Source organism: Nonomuraea sp. CA-143628, assembly GCF_050942315.1.
Lineage (GTDB): Bacteria > Actinomycetota > Actinomycetes > Streptosporangiales > Streptosporangiaceae > Nonomuraea.
This window is the reverse complement of record NZ_CP192072.1, coordinates 5,856,390-5,876,064: the sequence shown is the minus strand read 5'-3', so window position 1 is coordinate 5,876,064 and position 19,675 is coordinate 5,856,390. Positions and strand designations below refer to the sequence as shown.

8 protein-coding genes are annotated in these 19,675 nt (G+C 67.8%); 3 read left to right on the top strand and 5 right to left on the bottom strand.

Annotation, left to right across the window (positions count from 1 at the left end; genetic code table 11):
• Positions 1-85: 85 nt before the first annotated feature.
• The 3 genes from ACQP2T_RS26845 to ACQP2T_RS26835 all read left to right on the top strand — a co-directional run bounded on the left by ACQP2T_RS26845 (position 86) and on the right by ACQP2T_RS26835 (position 6,023).
• Positions 86-1,657, top strand: coding sequence for an ISL3 family transposase (locus ACQP2T_RS26845; protein WP_433513225.1), 1,572 nt, complete (start codon positions 86-88; stop codon positions 1,655-1,657).
• Between the two features lie 124 nt (positions 1,658-1,781).
• Positions 1,782-5,627: a WD40 repeat domain-containing protein gene (locus ACQP2T_RS26840; RefSeq protein ID WP_433518804.1), complete on the top strand. Its 3,846-nt coding sequence runs from the start codon at positions 1,782-1,784 to the stop codon at positions 5,625-5,627.
• 18 nt (positions 5,628-5,645) lie between these two features.
• Positions 5,646-6,023, top strand: a complete 378-nt coding sequence (locus ACQP2T_RS26835; protein WP_433518803.1) for an effector-associated constant component EACC1 — start codon at positions 5,646-5,648, stop codon at positions 6,021-6,023.
• A gap of 512 nt (positions 6,024-6,535) precedes the next feature.
• On the opposite strand, the gene ACQP2T_RS26830 is transcribed toward ACQP2T_RS26835, so the two are convergent.
• The 5 genes from ACQP2T_RS26830 to ACQP2T_RS26810 all read right to left on the bottom strand — a co-directional run bounded on the left by ACQP2T_RS26830 (position 6,536) and on the right by ACQP2T_RS26810 (position 19,615).
• Positions 6,536-12,658 (bottom strand): RHS repeat-associated core domain-containing protein, encoded by a 6,123-nt coding sequence (locus tag ACQP2T_RS26830; protein WP_433518802.1) that lies wholly within the window; start codon positions 12,656-12,658, stop codon positions 6,536-6,538.
• 21 nt (positions 12,659-12,679) lie between these two features.
• Positions 12,680-16,690, bottom strand: coding sequence for a LamG-like jellyroll fold domain-containing protein (locus ACQP2T_RS26825; protein WP_433518801.1), 4,011 nt, complete (start codon positions 16,688-16,690; stop codon positions 12,680-12,682).
• 453 nt (positions 16,691-17,143) lie between these two features.
• Positions 17,144-17,797, bottom strand: coding sequence for a class I SAM-dependent DNA methyltransferase (locus ACQP2T_RS26820; RefSeq protein WP_433518800.1), 654 nt, complete (start codon positions 17,795-17,797; stop codon positions 17,144-17,146).
• Between the two features lie 144 nt (positions 17,798-17,941).
• Positions 17,942-19,093, bottom strand: a complete 1,152-nt coding sequence (locus tag ACQP2T_RS26815) for a hypothetical protein (protein WP_433518799.1) — start codon at positions 19,091-19,093, stop codon at positions 17,942-17,944.
• Positions 19,094-19,270: 177 nt separating this feature from the next.
• On the bottom strand, positions 19,271-19,615 hold the full coding sequence (locus ACQP2T_RS26810; RefSeq protein WP_433518798.1) for a MerR family transcriptional regulator: 345 nt from the start codon (positions 19,613-19,615) through the stop codon (positions 19,271-19,273).
• Between the last annotated feature and the right edge of the window lie 60 nt (positions 19,616-19,675).

Below are 19,675 nucleotides of genomic sequence, written 5' to 3'. Positions count from 1 at the left end.
TTGTGAAGTGATCACACCGTGTCACGCGTTCAGGAATGATCAAGGTTCGTGTGACTGTGGATTGCTCTCTGCCCTATGGGGTCACGTGGATGCCGTGGCCGTGGAGGATGTCGTCGTTGACGATCGAACGGTGGCCATTTGCGCGCAAACCGTGACGACGAGCGCAGCGTGTCCTACCTGCGGAATCGTGTCGGACCGGCGGCATGGTAGGTATCGACGCCGCCTGGCCGATCTGGGGGCGGCGGGCTGTCGGACGGTGATCAGCCTGCTGGTCAGCCGGTTCGCCTGCCGGACACCGCAGTGCGCGCGCAAGACGTTCGTGGAGCAGGTGGACGGGCTGACCGAGCCGTTCGCGCGTCGAACACCGGCGCTACGCCGGGCGCTGGAGCGGATCGTGCTGGCCACGGGCGGCAGACCGGCGGCCCGGTTGCTCGGGCACCTGGCGATGAGCGCGAGCGCGAATACGCTGCTGCGGCTGATCCGCAAGCTGCCCGACAAGGTGATCGGACCGGCGCCTCGCGTGCTGGGAGTCGACGATTGGGCTACCAGGAAGGGACACGTCTATGCCACGATCTTGTTGGACATGGAGACTGGCGAGCGTGTCGATGTGCTCCCCGACCGCACGGCCGAGACGTTCGCCGCCTGGCTGCGGGCTCACCCCGGCGTGCAGGTCGTGTGCCGAGATCGTGGAGGTGCCTATGCCGAGGCTGTACGCACCGCCGCCCCCGAGGCGACGCAGGTAGCCGACAGGTACCACATCTGGAAGAACCTGTGCGACGCGGTCGAAAAGTGCGTCCAGGCTCATCGCGGATGCCTGATCGAGGCGGCCGAGAGTGACTCCGGCCGCGGCGAACCTGATGCGGCAGGGCACCTCTCAGACGATCCCACAGCGGTTCCGGCACAAGCCGAAGGGCGACGCGCTGCCACCCGACGCGAACGCCATGCCGCCGTACATGCCCTGCTGGACAAGGGGGTCGGGATCTCCGCCATCGCCGAGGCGTTGCAGTTGGACCGCAAGACCGTACGCCGCTACGCCCAGGCCGCCTGCCCGCAAGACTTGGTCAGCGGGCCCGTACTGCGGGGCACTCGCGTGGATGCGTTCCTGCCCTACCTGCACCAGCGCTGGAACGAGGGCTGCACCGATACCGCTCGACTGTTCGCCGAGATTCAGCAGCAGGGCTACCAGGGCAGCAAACGCACCCTGCGCCGCCACTTTCAAGATCTTCGCGCCAGTGGCAAGCCTGCGCCGAAGGCGGGCGAGGAACTCACTGTCCGCCGCGCCGCGCGCCTGCTCACCAGCCACCCGGACCATCTGGATGAGGTCGGGATCTTGCGGCTGGAGAAGCTGCGGGCTCGGTGTCCCGAGCTGGATGCTGTCGCCGACTGTGTGACCGCCTTCGCCGTGATGATGACCAACCGCCACGGTCACCTGCTACCGGACTGGCTCGACCAGGCCGAGGCCACCGGCCTGCAGCCGTTGCGCAGCCTGGCCCGTGGCCTGCGCCAAGACTTCGACGCCGTCACCGCCGGGCTCACCCTGGAGTGGAACTCCGGCCGTGTGGAAGGCAATGTGAATCGAATTAAGCGGATCAAAAGGGACGGCTACGGGCGTGCCAGCTTCGACCTTCTCCGCCTTCAGATCCTCCACGCCGACTGAGCATGGTTACGTCCCGTCACGGATCACAAGAAGTGGCTCAGAACCTCTACTGAGCGCCTCTGGCGGCCATCAACAAGCCTGGACCCTACCCGGTGAGCCCTATACAGCCTTCACCGGCACGCTGATGGATCTGCTCGACGCCGGTGACCCTGCCGGGCCTCCCGTACTCACACTGGAGCACATCTACCAACATCTTGCTAGAAGACTCCCCGAAAAGGGGTTGCCGCTCCCGCGGCGGCAGATGTTCGACCTTGGCGGCACTGAGCCGATCGCTTCGAACTTGGCGTACCAAGCGCCTAAGGTGCCCCCTGTCCCCTCGCGTATTCCCGATAGCGACGGTAGCCCATACCGTGGTCTGGCCTCGTACGGCGTGCAGGACGCTCGGTTCTTCTTCGGCCGTGACAGCCTGACCCGGGAACTGGCCGAACGAATCAGCACGACAACCTCGGATGACGGGCCCGTCCTCGTTACTGGCTCCTCGGGCTCCGGTAAGTCATCGCTTCTGCGTGCCGGGCTCGTTCCGGCGCTGAGGGCCGCCGACCCACGGGCGAGAGCCTTGATCCTCACCCCCGGATCCGACCCGCTCACCAATCTCCTCAGGCGCATCGCAGCACTCGGCCGGGGACCGGCGATGCCGGAGGAGTCGATAGCGCAACTGGTGACTCAGACAGAGGACGATCCGGCCGCAGTGGATCGGCTCCTCCGCGAAGCAGTGGCAGCCAACCCATACGTCAACCGGCTCTACGTGATCGTCGATCAGTTCGAGGAAACATTCACCGACTGCATGGACGAGCATCAACGACGGCGCTTCATCGCAGCAGTGGCGGCGATCACAGAGTGCGTAGTGATCATCGCCTTACGCTCCGACTTCTTCAGCCACTGTGCGGACCACCCGGAACTACGAGCCACCATGGCCAGTCCATTCATCGTGGGCGCGATGGATACCGCCGAGTTGCGCGACGTGATCGAGAAGCCTGCAAAGGCAAAAGGTCTGGCGCTGGAACCTGGTCTGATGCAGTTGCTGCTGGAGGACCTTGGCCCACACGGGCAAGCGCCGGGTGTCCACAGCAACCTGCCGCTACTCTCACATGCCCTGCTGGTCACCTGGCAACATCGTGCGGGGGATGTCCTGACTCTTGCGGGCTATCGTGCGACCGGAGGAATCGCCAAGGCTATCGCCAATACCGCCGACGAGGTGGTAGCGCAGCTAGGTGCCTCCAGAGACCTGCTGATTCGACGCATGATGCTCCGCCTCGTCCGCTTAGGTGAAGGAACAGAGGACACACGCAGGTCGGTAGTGCTCGACGAACTCCTTCCCCACATGGAGCCGGGCATCCGGGGCGAAGCAGAACTCGTGTTGCGCGAGTTCGTGTCCGCCCGATTGATAACGGTGGACGGGGACATCGCGAGCATCGCGCACGAAGCACTACTGCGATATTGGCCGACACTACGCTCCTGGATCGACAACGATCGGGCCGGCGAACTGATCCGTCAGCGTTTGCAGGACGCCGCGGAAACGTGGTTTGAAGGGGGCAGGCACCCGAGTCTTCTCGATCGCGGGCCTCGCCTCGATAATGCTCTGGCGTGGGCGGAAGCGAGGACAGGCGATCTCGATCCGAGGACTCAGGTCTTCCTCGATGCCAGTGTGAAAAGCCGGGATGCCGAACGGCGTCTGGATCGTAAGCGGGTGGTCCTGCGGCGCTGGGCGATCGCAGGCTTGGCCCTACTTGCCGTGTTGGCGTCGGCGGGCGGCGGAATCGCCCTGAAACTTCAGGCCGACACGCAACGGGAGCAGATCATGACCCTCTCCCGTCAGGTGGCGTTCCGAGCTGATGCCGTGCGACCGCGCGACCCCGCTCTGGCCGCGCAACTGAGCTTGGTGTCCTATCGCATTTCCCCCACCGAAGAGGCTAGGAACAGCCTGCTCTCGGCGTCCGGCACGCCCACGGCCATCCGCCTGCGCGGACACGCCGGTCCGGTGCTGAGTGTGTCGTTCCGGCCCGATGGGCGGTTCATCGCCAGCGCGGGCGCCGACAACACCGTGCGGTTCTGGGACGTGGCTGGCCAGCGTGAAGTGGCCAGATTGAAAGAGCCTCAGCTGCTGCACGGTTCGATTTACGAGGTCGCCTGGTCCGGTGACGGCCGCTTCGTTCTCATTCACTACCGTGGTGACGCACCGTCGCAAGTGTGGAACGTCAACAACCTGACGGCGCCCAAGTACATCGGAGCGTTAGCGCAAACTACGGGCGCTTGGACCACCGCGGTACGTCATGACGGTCGGGTGCTCGCCACCGGAGGGCCGTCGGGGCCAACATTCTTGTTCGACGATCGGACACCGGGCAAGGCCGCCGCCAAACTCGGCGGAATCTCGACAGGTGGATCATGGTACATGGCCTTTTCACCCAATGGTCAGACCTTATTGGTAACGCAGACATCATGGTATGCAGAGCTATGGGACGTCCGCGATCCTCATCATCCCGTATCCTACACGCCCCTACGGGATTCGGCCGGAGCCGTTTCCGGCGCCTTCTCAAGCGACGGCACCAAACTCGCCGTAGGAAACCTACTCGATTCGCTGACCATCTTCGACGTGAGGAATCCTGCCGAACCGAAGAAAGTGACCAATCTGAAGCTCGATCAGAAGACCTCGGATCAACCCGCAAGCCTCTCATTCGCGCCTGACGGATCATTGCTGGCCGCTGCTTATACTAACGAGGACGTAGTACGGATCTGGGACGTGGCCGCCAAGCACGTTGTCTATACGCTACCACAGGTCGGACAGAGTCAATCAGTAGACTTCTCGCCCCTCGGAGACACCGTCGCAACAGCAGGGGACGACGGCATAGTCCGCATATGGACCCTGCAGAAATGGCCAATCGGCTCCCATTCCGACTTACCGAATACAATCACCTTCTCATCGGACGGCAGGACTTTGGCATCGTCAGGGAGGGACGGAGTGAGGGTTTGGGAGGTCACGCAGGACCACGGGCTTCGTAGTACGGCAACGCTGGACGTCGCGACAACGAACAGCATTTGGTCCGTACTGGCGTTCAACAAGAACGGCGATCGCCTGTACTCCTCCGCAGACATCGGTCGCACGCTGTATGACACCTCGAACAAGAAAAAGATATCAGCGATCGGACAGGGAGTATCGGTCGACTTCGCTGACGCGGCTGGACTCGCCATAGCCAGAAACGGCAAGCTCCTCGCTCTGGGCGCCCAGCCGTTCGGCGGCACAGGAAGTACACTGCCCGAATCGATTCCTCTTCATCTTTGGTCGTTGAACGCGCGCGGTCGACTGGATCGTAGGCTTTCTACTATCAATCTTGGCCAGGGTGACAGCCCGTCGGCACCCGTCTCTCTGGCCATGACCTCAACGGGACATACCCTGATCGGCGGAATCGATGACGGCTCGATCCGAATCTGGGATATCTCCAACCCTGCACGACCGAGGAACATCTCCCGCCTTGCTGTCAGCCAGCACTCTCTGAACGGCCTGGCGATCGACCCCAGCGACAAGATGCTCGCCGTGGCTGCAGACGACCAGCCAGTGCGCCTGTGGAACGTATCGAATCCCGCGCTCCCGGTGTCCATGGGTGCCTTGCCGAGCAATCCTGGCCGCGCATTGAAACTGGCCTTCGACCGAAGTGGTCAGTTCCTCGCGGTGATTGGCGAGGACAGATCGATCCGCATCTTCGATCTGACCGGCGACCGTCGTCTGGTCATGACGCTGCAGGCCCACGAAGGGCCCGTGCGGGGAATCACCTTCAGTCCTGCCGACGAAATCCTCGCCAGCGTGAGTGAGGACAACACCGTGCGGTTGTGGGATCTCAACGAAGAGCGGGTTGCCAGGCGGATCTGCGCACTCAGCTTCACCCCCATTTCGAAGGAGGAATGGCAACGTTACGTTATCGGTCTGTCCTACAGCCCACCGTGCAAGAACGGCAAGCCCACAAGCGCCACAGACTGACGAGGAGAGGGATCCGCAATGCCGGTTAATCTGACCCTTGACGATGGAAGTCCAGCCGACCTGTTGCGGGACCTGCGCATCTGGCTGTTGGACGAACCGGATCTTCGCGGCACGGTACACCTGCGGGAGCGGGCCCCCGAACCGGGTGCTCTGGGCCCCGTCGTGGACGCCCTGCAGCTAGCACTGGGCAGCGGCGGAGCGCTGGCGACAGCTGCGACCGTGATCATCGCCTGGCTGCGAGCGCAGCGCGGGTCGATCACGATCAAACTGTCTCGCGGCGACAAGCCCAGCCTGAAGGTGTCCGCCACAGGGGTGAAGAATCTCAATGCCCAGGATACCAAGGAGCTCACCGAACAGCTCATCCGCGCGCTCGACGACAGAACAACTGAGTTGTAGCCTCGCCCCTACGCGCGACGTTCGGCCTCAAGGCCGACGCGCCCTACGGTGGCGAGGCGTGTCCGATGCCGGAAATGTCAATCCCGTGCCGCTCGAATATTGAGTTACGTGTCCTGATCTGTGGTTGAGCGGCGCGGTGGTATTCGCTGAAGCACGCGAGCCAGCTGACGTTCATCGAGGATAAGGATCCGCAGCCGTCCGAACATCCCTGAAGCGAGTACGCGCATAACAGTTGATCTTCGGCTCCGTACTGTCAACTTCGATGACGCAGCCGCTGGCGTTTCGATATCCGTCGAACTGACAGTCCCCAGGTAGAGGCAGGACTCACTGTCATCTTCGTTGTGTCCAGACAGGTTTGTCGGGCGTCGCCTCCCTGGCTCGGCTCCATTGCGATGCGGCGCGCTTCTCAGTGGGGCCGTATGTGAGCAGCCGCTACCGGTTCCACGATCTCGTCCGGGATCATGCTTCCCGGACGAGATCGTGCCCCGGCGACTACTGAGAAGGGTGAGCGCCTACACCATCGGGTCGCGTGGTTTCTGTGTGAACGGCCGCTGGTCCGGGAGGTCGACGATGTACTGCTTCTCGTCCGACCACTGCAGCAGGTAGCCGGAGTTCCAGCCGCGGGTCAGGCCGATCTCCCCGATCGCCGCGCCGATGCCCACGCCCACGCCGAACTGCGAGTACCTGGAGATGTGCCCGTCGTCGAGGCTGCGCTCGACGCCGGCCGCCATGGTGCCGCCGAGCAGGGCATGCCCGTTGACGGACGCCTGGGCGTACGACCCGTTCCCCCCGTTGATCTGGGTGGCGTTGTCGCTGTTCGCCAGGATGCCGAGGTCCGCGGACATGAAGCCCCCGTCGGTGAGGAACTGCTTCAGCCCGGCGTTGAACGTCAGACCGTTGGAGTCGGCCGAGAAGCAGGCCGTCGCCCCGCCGCCGTAGGCGACGGCCGCCGCGGCGGATGCGCACAAGGACGTCGAACCTTCGGCGTCGTTGCTGTTCGGGAGGGCGGTGACGATCGGCCGGTCCCAGTTCACGGGCTTGCTCGGACTGGACACCGGCTTGTCGGCCTTGGCTTTGGGCTTGGGTGCGACGGCCTTGGGGTTGTAGATCTTCGGGTCGAAGATGTTCGGCGGCTTCGGTTTGAACGCCGAACAGAGGAAGCACGTGCGAGGCTTGTACCAGTTGAAGGCCCGCAGCGCGGCACGGTAGATCATCATCTGGTACTTGTAGGGAGTCAGGTACTTGGCGGCCTGGGCCCCCGGAACGCTCACATACCCTCCGGCGTCCACGATGTACCTGAGCCCGTCGGGGTCCGACATGGTGGCGGGGTTGTTGTTGCCGTAGGCGTAGGCGTTGAGCTGCTGCGGATCCATCGGATCGACGACGGGATCGACCGAGACGAACCTGCCCGTCACGGGGTCGTACTCGCGGACGCCCAGCCGGGTCAGCCCGGTCTCGGGGTTCGCGGTGCCGCCGACGAAACCCCGGTCGCCGGCGGGCCAACCGGCCGTCGATCCCCTGGCGTCGCCGAACGGGTCCAGCCGCCGCGCGGTTCCCGCCAGCGTGCCGGCGTCCACGGCGGCCACGGAGGTGCCGTGGTGGTCGGAGATCGTCCAGGTGAAGCCGGCGCCGGTGCGGGTGCCGAGTCCTTCGTACTGACGCGTCCCCGCCGTCGCGCCCGTCGCGGTGTTCAGCCGGATCTCGCCGTCGCCGACGAACAGCGTCACCGCCCCGGTGTCGCGGCGGATGAGCTGATTGCCGTCCGTGTCGTAGACGTACGAGGTGGACGTGCCACCCGCCGCGATCGCGGCGAGCAGGCCCTCGGCGTCCCAGGTCAGGGTCTGGGTGCCGGCGGGTCCCGGCCGCTTGATCGTGTTGCCGGCCGCGTCATAACCGTACTGCGCGCCGGCCTGACCCGTGGTCACGGTGGTCACCGCGTGCGGCAGGTCGACGCCGTCGCCTGGAGCGGGGTAGGTGTAGGTGGTGGCGGTGTCGGCCGCCCCGCCCAGCCCCTTGACGGTCCTGGTGAGCCGGTTGCCGGTCAGGTCGTAGCCGTACTCGTGCCAGTAGGGCGCGGGGCCGCCGATCACGGACGCGGACGGCGTGGCCGCGCAGGTGTCGGTGCCCTGGGTCCAGGCGGTGGTGAGCCGGCGCAGATGGTCGGAGAGGAAGCACTGGGTGTCCTGCCCCAGACCGGCGTTGCGGTCGGTGACGCGGGTGACGTTCCCCGCCGGGTCGTAGCCGTAGGTGGAGTCGTGCACCATGACGCCGCTGGCCTGCTCGCGCTCGGTGAGAGTCTCGGTGACCCGGCGGGTGCCCTCCTCGTAGTAGGTGGTGCGCCACAACCGCTTGCCGTCGGCGCCCAGTTCGAGCTGGGCGGTCTCGCCCAGGGCGTTGTACTCGCTGTCGGTGACGTAGGTCAGGGCGCCGGTCACCGTGTCCCGGCGGCCCAGGTCGTCGTACGTGAAGGTCAGCGTCTCGCGCGGAAGGTCACCCAGAGCGGGCAACGTCCTGGTCGCGAGGCTGCCGTCCTCGGCGTACGTCGTGCTCGTCAGGTAGGTCCCGGCGAGCTTCCCCTCGTTCGCGGGGATGGTCACCGACGTTCCCTCAGGCCGTCCCGCCTCGTCGTAGCCGGTGATCTCCTTCACGTACACCTGGCCGCCGGCGTAGCGGGCCGAGGAGGTCAGGGCGCCCTTGGCCAGGGTGTCGTACGTCGTCTTGGTGAGCAGCGGCCCGGTGGGCGAGTCCTGCCTGGTCTCGATGACGCGCCCGAGCTTGTCGGGCACCGAGGCGACGGTCCTGCCGCGGGCGTCGGTGACGGTCAGCAACTGGCCGGCGCCGTCGTAGGTCATGGTCGAGACGCCCTTGTCCGGGTCGTCGGAGGTGAGCTTGCGTCCGAGGACGTCATAGGTGTACCGCCAGACGTTGCCCGCCGGGTCGGTGATGCTCGTCAGCTCGCCCCGCTTGCTGTAGCCGTAGCGGGTGGCCGCGGACGGGCCGGACAGAGTCCTGCCCTGCCACTGCACCAGCGCGGTCGTCCGATCCCTGGCGTCGATCCACCGGGTGGTCACGGTCGAGCCCTGAGGCGGGATCGTGCTGACCCAGTCGGCGCTGTAGGACGTCGTGGTGCGCCACTGCTCGACATTGAGCTTCAGGAGGATCTCCGCGGTCTTGCGTTCCGCCCCGTCGTAGGTGGTGACGGTGGCCGACGGCACCTTGCCGGCCTGCGGCTGGAACAGCGTGGTGCCGGGTGCGCCGGTGTCGTGGTAGGCCGCCCGGTTGACGCTGACCAGGCCGCGGGAGTCGTACAGGGTGTCGGTGAGCACGCGGCCCTCGGCGGGGCTGGGTTCCTGGGTCTGACGGGGCCGCAGGAAGCCGTCGTACAGCGTGTACGTGGCGACGTGGTTGCCGTTGGCCTTCAGCGTGCTGGTGCGCAGGTAGCTGGGGCCGCCGGTGCGGCGCACGCCGTACTCGTAGCGGACGTGGGGGCTGTCGCCGTCCGCCTCGGTGCGGCCGGGCTTGTAGACCTTGACCAGCCGGCCGAGCGCGTCGTACGTGAGCGACGTCGTCCGCCCGTTGGCGTCCACCTCCTTGAGCGGCTTGCCCCATGCCGGGTCCAGGGTGGCGGTCGTCTCGTGGCCGAGCGGGTTGGTCACCTTTCGCTCGACGGTCAGCCCGTTGGCCTCGGTGTAGGAGGTGGTGGTGATCCGGTTGAGCGGGTCGCCCGACTGCTTGGGGCGGCCGTAGTCGTCGAAGGCGGCGGTGCCGCTCACCATGTAGGCCGGGCTGCCGGCCTGGTAGGACTTGGCGACCTCGACCTTGGTGGCGTCCCCTCGCGTCGGCGGCACGCCGAAGTCCTGGCCGTCGTAGGAGGTGCGGGTGTCGGAGACGGCGTCGGCGGGGTACGCCGGGGCAGCGCCGCAGGCCACACCCACGGTGGTGGTCTGTTTCGGCAGGCTGACCAGCATGAGGCCGGTGTTCTTGGCGTAGGCGACGGTGGTGCACCGGTCGTCACCGGCCGACTCGACGTTGCCGAGGTCGTTGATCTGGGTGGCGTTGCCGTACTCGTCGTAGGTGGTCTCCACCCGCAGGACTCGCGTGCCGCCGCCGGAGCGCCACTGCCGGGTCTCGGTCCGCGCGGTCTCCACCTGGTACGCCCGCAGGCCGCCCTGGGTGGCGACGAGGCGCGTCCAAGGGTCGTTGACCTCGGTGGTCAGGGGGGTGGCGCCGTCGTAGGTGACCTGCTCGCGCAGGAAGCCCGACAGCGGCGCGTCGTCGTCCAGTTTGACGCCCGCGGAATCGGTGATCTGCACCGGCTTGGTGCCGCCGCCCGCGTTGAGCCGGTCGCCGTTCATGCCGCGGAAGTACAGGTAGTCGGTCCTGGAGACGGGCTTGTTCTCGTCGTTGGCCGGATCGCCCCTGCGGACCACGACCTTCTCGTACCCGCGCCACTCCGACCAGGTGCGCTTGTCCTGGGCGACCAGCGGGTCGTCGTTGTACGCCCAGGCGCCGCCCTTGGCGTCGTACTCGTACGTGGTCACCATGTCCTTGGCGTCGGTCACCAGGTCGTCCTCGACCACCTTGGCCACCACGTACTTGTGGAACCAGTCGTTGACCGGCGTGACCGCGGGCGGCATCGCCCACCTGACCGGGAAGCAGCGTTTGGTGTTGCTCTCCGCCGCGGCGGGCAGGGCGCCCGGGGCGCAGTCAGGGTCGGCGTAACGGACGTTGACCGCTCCGCCGGACTCGGTGGTGATGGTCGTGAGGCGCGGCTTGTTCAGCGCGGGCAGGCCGTCCGTGGCGAAGTTGACCCGGTTGGCCTTCATCGTGCCGTCGAACGTCACGTCCGGCAGCGCGATCGCGGTACCGGCCACGCCCGAGTGGGTGATGCCGTTCAGCCACAGCCCCGCCGTGGTGCCGTCGCCGGGCGCCGGGTAGGTGTGGGCCAGCTCCCACTGGTCCACGCCGCGGTAGTTCCCGCCGCCCGTGGAGACCTGGGTGGTCACCTTGGTCAGGCGCTTGGTGGACCAGAACGTCGGCGAGTACCGGTCCGCGCACGGGATGGACGCGCAGTCGGTGTCCCACGGGACGTCGGGCCAGGCGGCGCTGGTGTGGACCGCGCAGTTCTGGTCGGCTACGCAGCGGTCGGCGGTCTCGAACAGCACCCGGGCGGGCGCCTGGGTGGTGTACTCGGCGCCGGTACGGGTGCCGTACTCGATCCGGCGCAGCGTGCCGCCGCGGACGTAGGTCGCGGTGGCGGCGCCGCGGTTCTGGGCGTACCGGTTGGTCTCCTGGTCGTAGAAGTAGCTCATCGAGTTGCCGTGCGGCTCGACGACGTAGTCGAGGTTCCAGCGGTAGGCCTGCTGGCAGGCCGAAGCGGCGAAGGTGGCCTTGGTGCACGGCTCGTTCGCGTCGTTGCCGTACACCGGCACCGTCCACGCGGACTGCGTGGTGGCCTTGTCCTGCGTCCAGCCGGGCAGCCGGTTCAGACCGAAGAAGTACTGGGTGCCGTCGGTCGTGGTGACCTTCCAGTACTCGCCGTCGTCGTCGCCGTTGACCGCGCCCGACAGGCGCTCGATCCGGCTGCCGTCGTCCTTCTCCAGCCGCCACGCGTTGTTCTCGAAGACCATCCGCCCGGAGTGCTCGCCGAAGGACAGGGTGGCGTTGTCGGTCTCCCAGCACAGGTCGCCGGTCTTGGTCTGGCCGTTGTTGCCGCCGAGATCGTCCGCGCAGCCCTTGTAGGAGCGTTCGATGAAGCCGGGTACGAGGTTCCAGCCCTCACCCACCCATGACGGCTGGTTGTTCGTGGACACGGTCCGCCCGTCCACGGCCCGCGAGGAGTAGGAGAACGCCAGTTCCGGGGCCAGCGCTCCGGGCACGGGCGGCGTGCTCAGCGGGTACGACCAGGAGAACTCGCCACCCTGCGTGGAGACCTGCCAGGTGCCGGACGGCGCCAGCGACGTGGCCTTGTAGTCGCCGCCCGGCCCGTCGGCACCGGCCGTCAGCGCGAACGTGCTCGCCGTGCCGCCGACCGCCACCTCGGCCGACACCGTCGCGGCCTTGAGGTCGTTGCGTACGGCGCTGACGGGCCCGGCATCGCCTCCTTGCGGGACGAGCCGTAGCCGGGACGCCCAGTCGCCGCCGTAGACGTCGCGGAAGGCCGAGTAGTCGACGGCCACCGTGACCGGGCGGCGCTCGCTCTCGCCGTCCGCCCGCCGTACCGACAGCAGCAGGCCCTCCACTCCTGCCCGTGCGGCGGCGGCCCGGTCCAGCACCTCGACCTTCACCCGCGCCGGTCCCGGCGCGCCGGCGGGAGTCACCCACACGGGAAGGTCGCCGGCCCGGCTCCGGCCCGACACGGCGCCACGCGCGGCGGCGGCCGGCACCGCCACCTCCGCGGCGCCGGCGGCGGGCCAGTCCTTCTTGGGCGCGGCCCGCTCGGCGGTCGCGGCCTCGGGGTCGCGCCGGGCGGCGGGGGGCGTGAAGTCCTTGCCGGGGACCGGCTCCACTACGTCGGGTTCGCTGGGCCGCACGGGCCCGAGACCGGCCGCCCCCGCGGGAGCGCCCGTGAGGGCCACGATGAGTAAGCAGCTCAGGGCTGTGATCAGCCACAGCCGCCATCGGTTACGGCGCATGAGTCGAGATCCCTTTCCTGGTCAGAGCCCGGAGGCGACGAAGCCGAGTGAACGGTCGAGGGTCTGGCCCTCGCAGGCGGGGTCGCCCGAGTCGAACAGCTCGTTCCAGCTGGCCCGGCAGCGGAACAGCTCCTTGCCGGTCGCGCCCGGCGCTCCCGGCAAGCCCTGCGGCGGGCTGGTCCAGATGAAGCCGATCCTGCCCACGACGGTCTTGCCCTCGCAGGCCGCGTCGGTCGAGCTGAAGGTGTCGGTGCCGTCCTGACAGCTCATCAGCGCCGTGGTACCGGGGAGCTGCGCGATCGACAACGTCCCGGGGGAGCCCTCGGGGCGGTAGTTCGCCGCGATCCGGCCGGTGGAGCTGGCGTGGTCGTAGGGATATCCGGTGGTGATGTGCCTGACCAGACGGAGATAGCCGCGGGTGTAACCGAGCTCGAACTCCGTCGTCTGGCCCTCGCACCCGGGATCGAGCGAGGCGAAGTGCCCGAAGCCGGGGATCAGGCACCGGTAGACCAGCTGCGCGGGCACCCCGGCGGGCCGCGAGATGTAGAGCCGGCCCACGCTGCCGAGGTTGGTGTAAGTGCCGCAGTCGTGGGCGAGGAAGTAGTCGACCTCCCCGTTGCGGCAGGAGTACACCATGCGTGTGTTGGGCTCGTCCGCGCCGGCGAGCAGGCCGAAGGAGCCCTCCAGATGCGCCGACGGTGGCACCGGCCCGTTCGTCACGATGTGCCGGCCGGTGGCCAGGTTGTTGTAGCGGCTGAGCTGGGCGCCGTAGGGCACGTTCCGCCTGGTGACCGGCTTCTGGTACTCCGCCTTGATCTGGTCGGCGGTCCGCACCCCGGTCCACGCGTGCACGTCGTCGATCGCCCCGGCGAACGGCGTGGCCGGCGCCCCGGCCTGCCTGCCCCGCCCCACCTGGAGTGCGCCCGTGGCGTTCACCGTGGCCGTGACCTTCTTCCAGCCGGCCTTGACCCCGTCCACGTAGAGCTGGATCTCCTGGGCCGCCGGGTCATAGACGCCTGCCAGATGGGTCCACACGCCCGCCTGCGCGCTGTCTCCGGGTTCGACGCTGAGGGCGAGCTGGGTGTCGGTCGCCGACTGCGGCAGCGCGAACGACCACTTGCGCTTCCCGCCGTCGTAGCGGAGCTGGAAGCCGCTGCCCTGCCCGGCGTCCTGGCTGAGCACCGTGCGGATCTGGCCGTCGTCCGCGTCCAGCTTGACCCACGCCGTGACGGTGAAGCCGGCGTCCGTACGGAGTGCGGGGCCGGTCGTGGAGAGGGTCTCGGTGCCGCCGCCGAACGTCACCGCCCCCGCGCCCACCTTGCCGGTGGTCCAGGAGGCGGCGGCGCCGAGCGTGCCGAGGCGGTAGTTGCCGGACACGTCCTGCGCCGTCGTGCCCGTCCCCTCGTCCAGCGGCAGGAACACCTCCTCCGTCGCCGGGGAGCCGGCCAGGTCGTGGATCTCGTCCAGGGTGAGTGCGCGGTCGTAGACGCGGACCTCGTCCAGCGAGCCGGGCCAGTAGTTCACCGCCTGCCCGCCCACCTGGGCGCGGCCGAGCTGCACGGAGCCGGTCGCGTTCCACGGCGTGAGATGGTCGGCCGTCGTGCCGGGCACGCCGTCCACGTAGATCCTGATCTTCTTGGCGGCGGCGTCGTACGTGCCGACGAGGTGCGTCCAGCGGCCCGCGACCGCTGGGCCCGCCGACTCGGCGACGTCGCGTACGGCGGCGTCGGCGTTCGTCGCCGGCATCACGAAGTGCCACTTCTTGACGTTCGGGTTGTACTGCAGGAAGAACCCGCTGATCGTGCTGCCGCTCTGGCTCACCGCGGTCCGCCAGTCGGTGTCGAGCCGGTCGAGCTTCACCCAAGCGGAGACGGAGAACGACTTGCTCGTGTCCACGGTGGAGCCGCCTTCCGTGCTCACGTAACCGGTGGCGCCGTCCAACCAGAGCGCGTCACCGTGCCGGCCGGGCGCCCACTTCGCCGGGCCCTTGGTGAAGGTGCCGTGGTGGGCGTTCCTGGAGTCGTCGACCACGGCCGGCTCGGCATAGCCGTCGAGCTTCCAGTGACCGTTGGGCGGCGTTCCTGGGCCGACCCAGAAGTGGTAGCGGTACTCCGGGCCCACGTTGCCGGCCTTGTCGACGCTGCGGACGTACAGGTCCATCGGGCCGTCCTCAGGCGGCGTGACCAGCATGTTCGCCGAGCCCGAGCTCGTCTTGACGCTGGAGAAGCCTTCCTGGCCGTACAGGTAGTACTCGAAGCCCGCGACGTCCTCCACGCCGTTGGCGCCCAGCGTGAAGCCGCCCGTGCGGCCGACCCCGCCGCCTCTGCCGCAGGGGTCGTAGTCCGGCGGTGGGCACTCGGGGTAGGTCACCGAGCTGACCTTCGGTGTCTTGTCCGGGGCCTTCCTGTCGATGGTGACGTCACACCACGGGCCCCACGGGCCGAAGTCCACGCCGTCCGCGCCGCGTACCCGGTAGGCCAGCTTCGCCCCGTCGCCGGCGTGCGCCGCAGGCACGTCCACGGTGAAGGTGGAGCCGGAGGACTTGAACTCCGTGGCCGAGCCGCCGAGCTGCGCCCCGAACCTCGTGTACCACTCGAACTGCGCCTGCACCAGCCCGCCGTCCGGATCGGCGACCACCGCCGACAACTTCGGCCCGCGCGGGCCCTTGCTCGGGTCGTTGTCGATGTACGGGTTCGCGTACGGCTCGTTCGGCTGCACCGCGCAGGCCGCGTTCTCCACCGTCTGGCCGGTCGGCGCGCCGGGGTAGCTGTTGTAGGTGATGACCAGGCTCGGGTTCGTGCTGAACTTCTTCCACGCGAACTTGTCGCCCTCGTCGGCCGCCTTCAGCATGATCGCCGTGACCCCGTTGTTGTACGTCACCGCCGCGTTGACCGCCCCGGTCGCGTTGAACCCGACCCAGGCGCCGGGGCAGCTCGCGCTGTAGCCGTGGGCGACGTTGGCCGTGCCCAGCGCGACCGGGCCGCCGCCGGGGAAGGGCTGGTTGTTCCAGGTCGTGCCGCCGCCGACGGGGTTGGTGCCCCATGCCTCGACCGCGCGGGCCGAGCAGGACGGGGCGTAGTTCTCGAAGACGTTGAACTCCGCGCCGAGTACGTGCTTGCCGACCATGAACGAGGCGTCGTACTGGAAGTACGACCTGGCCACGCCGATGCCGTTGCAGCCCGCCCAGTCGCAGAGCCCGACCTTGGCCAGGTTCTCCCCGTCACCGCCCCAGTACGCCTGGCTCGGATGGCCGGACAACGCCAGGGCGAAGCCCGTCCGGCCGGCCGCGAAGTCCGGGTCGATGAACACCGGGAACGTCGCGGCGGGATCGTCCAGCAGCTTGCGATCGGGCCGCAGGACCAGCGCCTTCTTGCCCAGCTCCAGCGCGCCCACGGCCCGCTTGGCGGCCGACGGGGTCGAGTCCCACGCCATCGGCGCGCCGGACCCGAAGACCTGCTTGCCCTTCGCGTCGTAGGCGGCGATGTTCCCGTCGCCGTCGTCGCGGACCGAGACGCCCTTGGCGTCCAGGCCGAACGTCAGCTTCGACAACTCCGGGTTGCGCGCCGCCTCCCGGTTCTTGACCACCAGGACCTCGGTGAAGCCCTGTGCCGTCGCGGTCATCCGCAGGTCAACCCCGGGCAGCACCTCGGGGTAGGTGACGGAGTCACGGCTCAGCACCGGCTTCGGCAGCGGCTTCGGCCAGCGCAGCTCGATCCGGGCCGCGTCCTCGCCGAGCCGTACCAACGGCTGGTCCCCGCCGCCCGAGAAGACGACGGGGACCGTGGTCGCGGCCGGCTCCACGCCGCCGCCGGCCCGCACGCGTAACGTCGTGTCCACTGGGACCCAGCCCGCGCCGCGTCGGACGCGGACGGGAACGGTCCGCAGCTCGGCCGTGAACGAGCCGTTCGGGTTGGCGTAGATGTCCCGGGCCTCCGACTGCTCCGCGGTCACCGCGACCCGCTGCCCCGACTTCTTCGCCTGGGCGACGGCCCAGGGCGCGGAGCCCGCCGGGTCGTCCGCGATTGCCGCCACCGTGGTGTCCCGTGCCGCCTCCGCCGGCGCCGTGACTGGTAACAAACCGGCGAACATGGCCGTTAGCCCCGCTAACGGCGCACGCAACCAACGCCTCACTGTGCCTCCAGAAAGTCCTCAGGCAGGCCACTGCAGCCTTCGTGCCGCGACGAGATCGAGCTTCCGGCTCGGAGCGTTCATGATCCAGGGCACGAGGCGGACATTTACCGGCCATTTGCCGCGGTCCACGGCGGAAGATCAATTGCCGCGCTCGGCGTGTCATGTCGCCGGGGAGCACCAGGATGCGTGCGGCCGGGTCACAAGGACGAGATTCGCGTGGAGGTCCTCGTCCCCGCCGGTCGCTTCCGGCATCTCATGAGGGGGATCAGGGAAGCACTTTGGCCGTCCACGAGCACGAACCAGCGATCCCCCGGGGCCGAGGCGGTCCCGGGGGACGTCGATCAATCCCTGCGATCAGGACGAGCAGGCGGCTTGTCTGCGCATCAGCAGGTGGCCGCGGCGGAATCGTTCATCCTCCAATGGCTCGCGCAGCATCCGCCCCACCTCGACGAACTCCTCCTTGCGGGCCAGGTCGGCCAAGTCGTCGATCGGCCACCGGTAGGCCGGCGTGACCTTGTGGTCGAACTCCAGCACCGGACCGCCCTCGGATTCGAAGAAACCGAGCAGGAGGTGGCCACCCGGAGCCAGCACCCGGCGGAACTCGGCGAAGTACGGCGGCAGCTCCGGCGGTGGGATGTGGATGAGGGAGTACCAAGAGAGGAGACCGCCCAGCTCGCCGTCGGCCACGTCGAAGGCGCCCATCGAACCGATCTCGAAACGCAGGTCAGGATGGTCTTCGCGAGCGATGTCGATCAGTGCGGGAGACAGGTCGACGCCGAAGGCGTCCAGTCCGAGGTCGCGCAGGTGTGCCGTCATGTACCCGGGACCGCAGCCGGCCTCGGCGATGGGCCGGGGTCCGGCGGCCCGTACGAGTTCGGCGAACGCGGCGACCATCGCGCGATCCAGGGGCAGGCGGTCGAGCGAGTCTCGGGCGAGATCAGCGTAGAGGTCGGCGACGGCGTCGTAGGCGTCCGCCGTCGCGGTCAGATAGGTGGAGGATTCGGCCATGGCGGACGACTGTAGTTCATCGACCGGTCGGCGCGTCCGTTCCGTAAGGGCGCTCCAGAAAGCGCCGCGGCCTCGCTGCTCTTCGAGGCGGTGCGGTTCACGAAGAGCAGCGAGTGGTCCCGCGGGCATCACCTGGGAAGAGGCTCAGCCCGTGTAGTCAGTGGTCTGGGTCTGGCCGGTCGGCCACAGATACTTGCCGTGGTCGGCCGTCGTATAGATGCGGCTGTCGTCTCCCGTACGGGCCTGGATGAGGTTGCGGCGCCAGGTGGAGCCGTGCGCCGACCCGCCCCAGATGTTGCCGTACAGGAAGCCGTACACCTGCTCGAGCTCCGCCGAGAAGACGTTGTCGGTGACGGTGATGTTGGTGGCGTTGTTGACGTCGCCCATGTGCAAGGCATAACCCCAGCCGGAGACATAGTTGTTCGTGACCGAGATGTGGTCGTACACGCCGCTGCCCTGCAGGGCCAGGCCGTTGGTGTTCCCCACGGAGGCCAGGGTGTTGTGGTCGACGATCATCGGACCGCCGTTGCCCTCGCTCTGCGGGCCGATGCCGTCGTGGTGGTAGACGTCATGCGAGGTGTCGGCCATATCGTGGATGTAGTTGTTCGTCCAGGTCGACGGGCGGCCCGGGAATCCCGTCACCATGATCATGCCCGCGTTGCCCCAGATGTCGTTGTGGTCCATGACGGCCACGGCTTCCTTCATCGTCGTGGCCAGCTGCCAGGACTTGTCGAAGGGCGTGCCGGGCTTGGAGTGGGACGACGAGACGGTGCCGTCGTTGCCCGGAGGCATCGCGTAGGAGTTCGGCTTGAACGTCGAGTAGAGAAACTTGATGTTGTTGTCGGAGTAGATCTGGACGAGGTTGTCGTCGGGGTTGGTGCCCTCGAACAGACAGCCGACGAACGTCAGGTTGTCGCCGTAGATCATCACCTTCAAGCCCAGGAAGCGCTTGTAGGAGATGACGCTGTTGTCCGGAAACTCGAGCCTCAGCGGCTTGTCGGCGCTCATGCCCGACTCGTAGTCGGTGAGCTTGCCCGGGTACGCGCCCAGGCCCAGCCCTCCGGCGTTGGCCGGTGTGTTGGCATAGCCGGTGTTCGAGAAGTCCGGCCAGTAGCCGGAGCCGTCGTTGGGCCGGGCGTCGATGGCGCTGACGGTCTCTTCCGCCCCGCTCGTACGCAGGTCGCCGGGGACGACGCTCGTGGAAAGGGCGGCCGCGAGGAAGGCGAGGGCGAGGGCGGCGGAGAGGCAGCTGCGGGCGAGCGAGCGGGCTAACGGGATGCGGCGCCGGTCGTCCATGCCAGGGCGATGTGATGTGTTGATCTCGTGCTCCGATACGGTCGGTTACCGACTCGTGCCGTCCAGCGGCAGAGGCGGTGCTTCTGCATCAGGTGGTGGTCCGGGGTCAGCGGCGAATTATCATGATCACACTGTGCAGGACTTTGCTCCGTCGCGCCGGGATTTTGAAAGTTCCGGTCAAGGCCGGGTGAGGAAGCCCGCCAGGGCGCCGCGGCTGCGCTCGAGATCGTCGATGCGCTTGTCCATGGCCTCGAGCTCGCCGTTCAGAATCTCCCAGAGCTCGGCACACCACTCGAAGTCCGGACGCTCGCCGCGCACGCACGGCAACACCACGCGGATCACCTCGGTCGACAGGCCCGCCTTCAGCAGCGCGCGCACCTGGCGCACGGTGACCACGGAGTCCTCGTCGTAGGAGCGATAGCCGTTCGCACCGCGATCGGCCTCCAGCACTCCCTGTGCCTCGTAGTACCGCAGCAGCCGTGTGCTGACCCCGGTGCGCCGTGACAACTCACCGATCAGCATGCGCCGGCTCCACTCCCAGGTTGACCTTGCCATCGATGTCAAGCCTTAACGTCGCTCGGG

Bases quoted from the DNA above. Each gene is read 5' to 3' on its own strand.
- ACQP2T_RS26840 (WP_433518804.1), top strand. From the start codon at position 1,782: ATGGATCTGCTCGACGCCGGTGACCCTGCCGGGCCTCCCGTACTCACA.
- ACQP2T_RS26835 (WP_433518803.1), top strand. From the start codon at position 5,646: ATGCCGGTTAATCTGACCCTTGACGATGGAAGTCCAGCCGACCTGTTG.
- ACQP2T_RS26830 (WP_433518802.1), bottom strand. From the start codon at position 12,658: ATGCGCCGTAACCGATGGCGGCTGTGGCTGATCACAGCCCTGAGCTGC.
- ACQP2T_RS26820 (WP_433518800.1), bottom strand. From the start codon at position 17,797: ATGGCCGAATCCTCCACCTATCTGACCGCGACGGCGGACGCCTACGAC.
- ACQP2T_RS26815 (WP_433518799.1), bottom strand. From the start codon at position 19,093: ATGGACGACCGGCGCCGCATCCCGTTAGCCCGCTCGCTCGCCCGCAGC.
- ACQP2T_RS26810 (WP_433518798.1), bottom strand. From the start codon at position 19,615: ATGCTGATCGGTGAGTTGTCACGGCGCACCGGGGTCAGCACACGGCTG.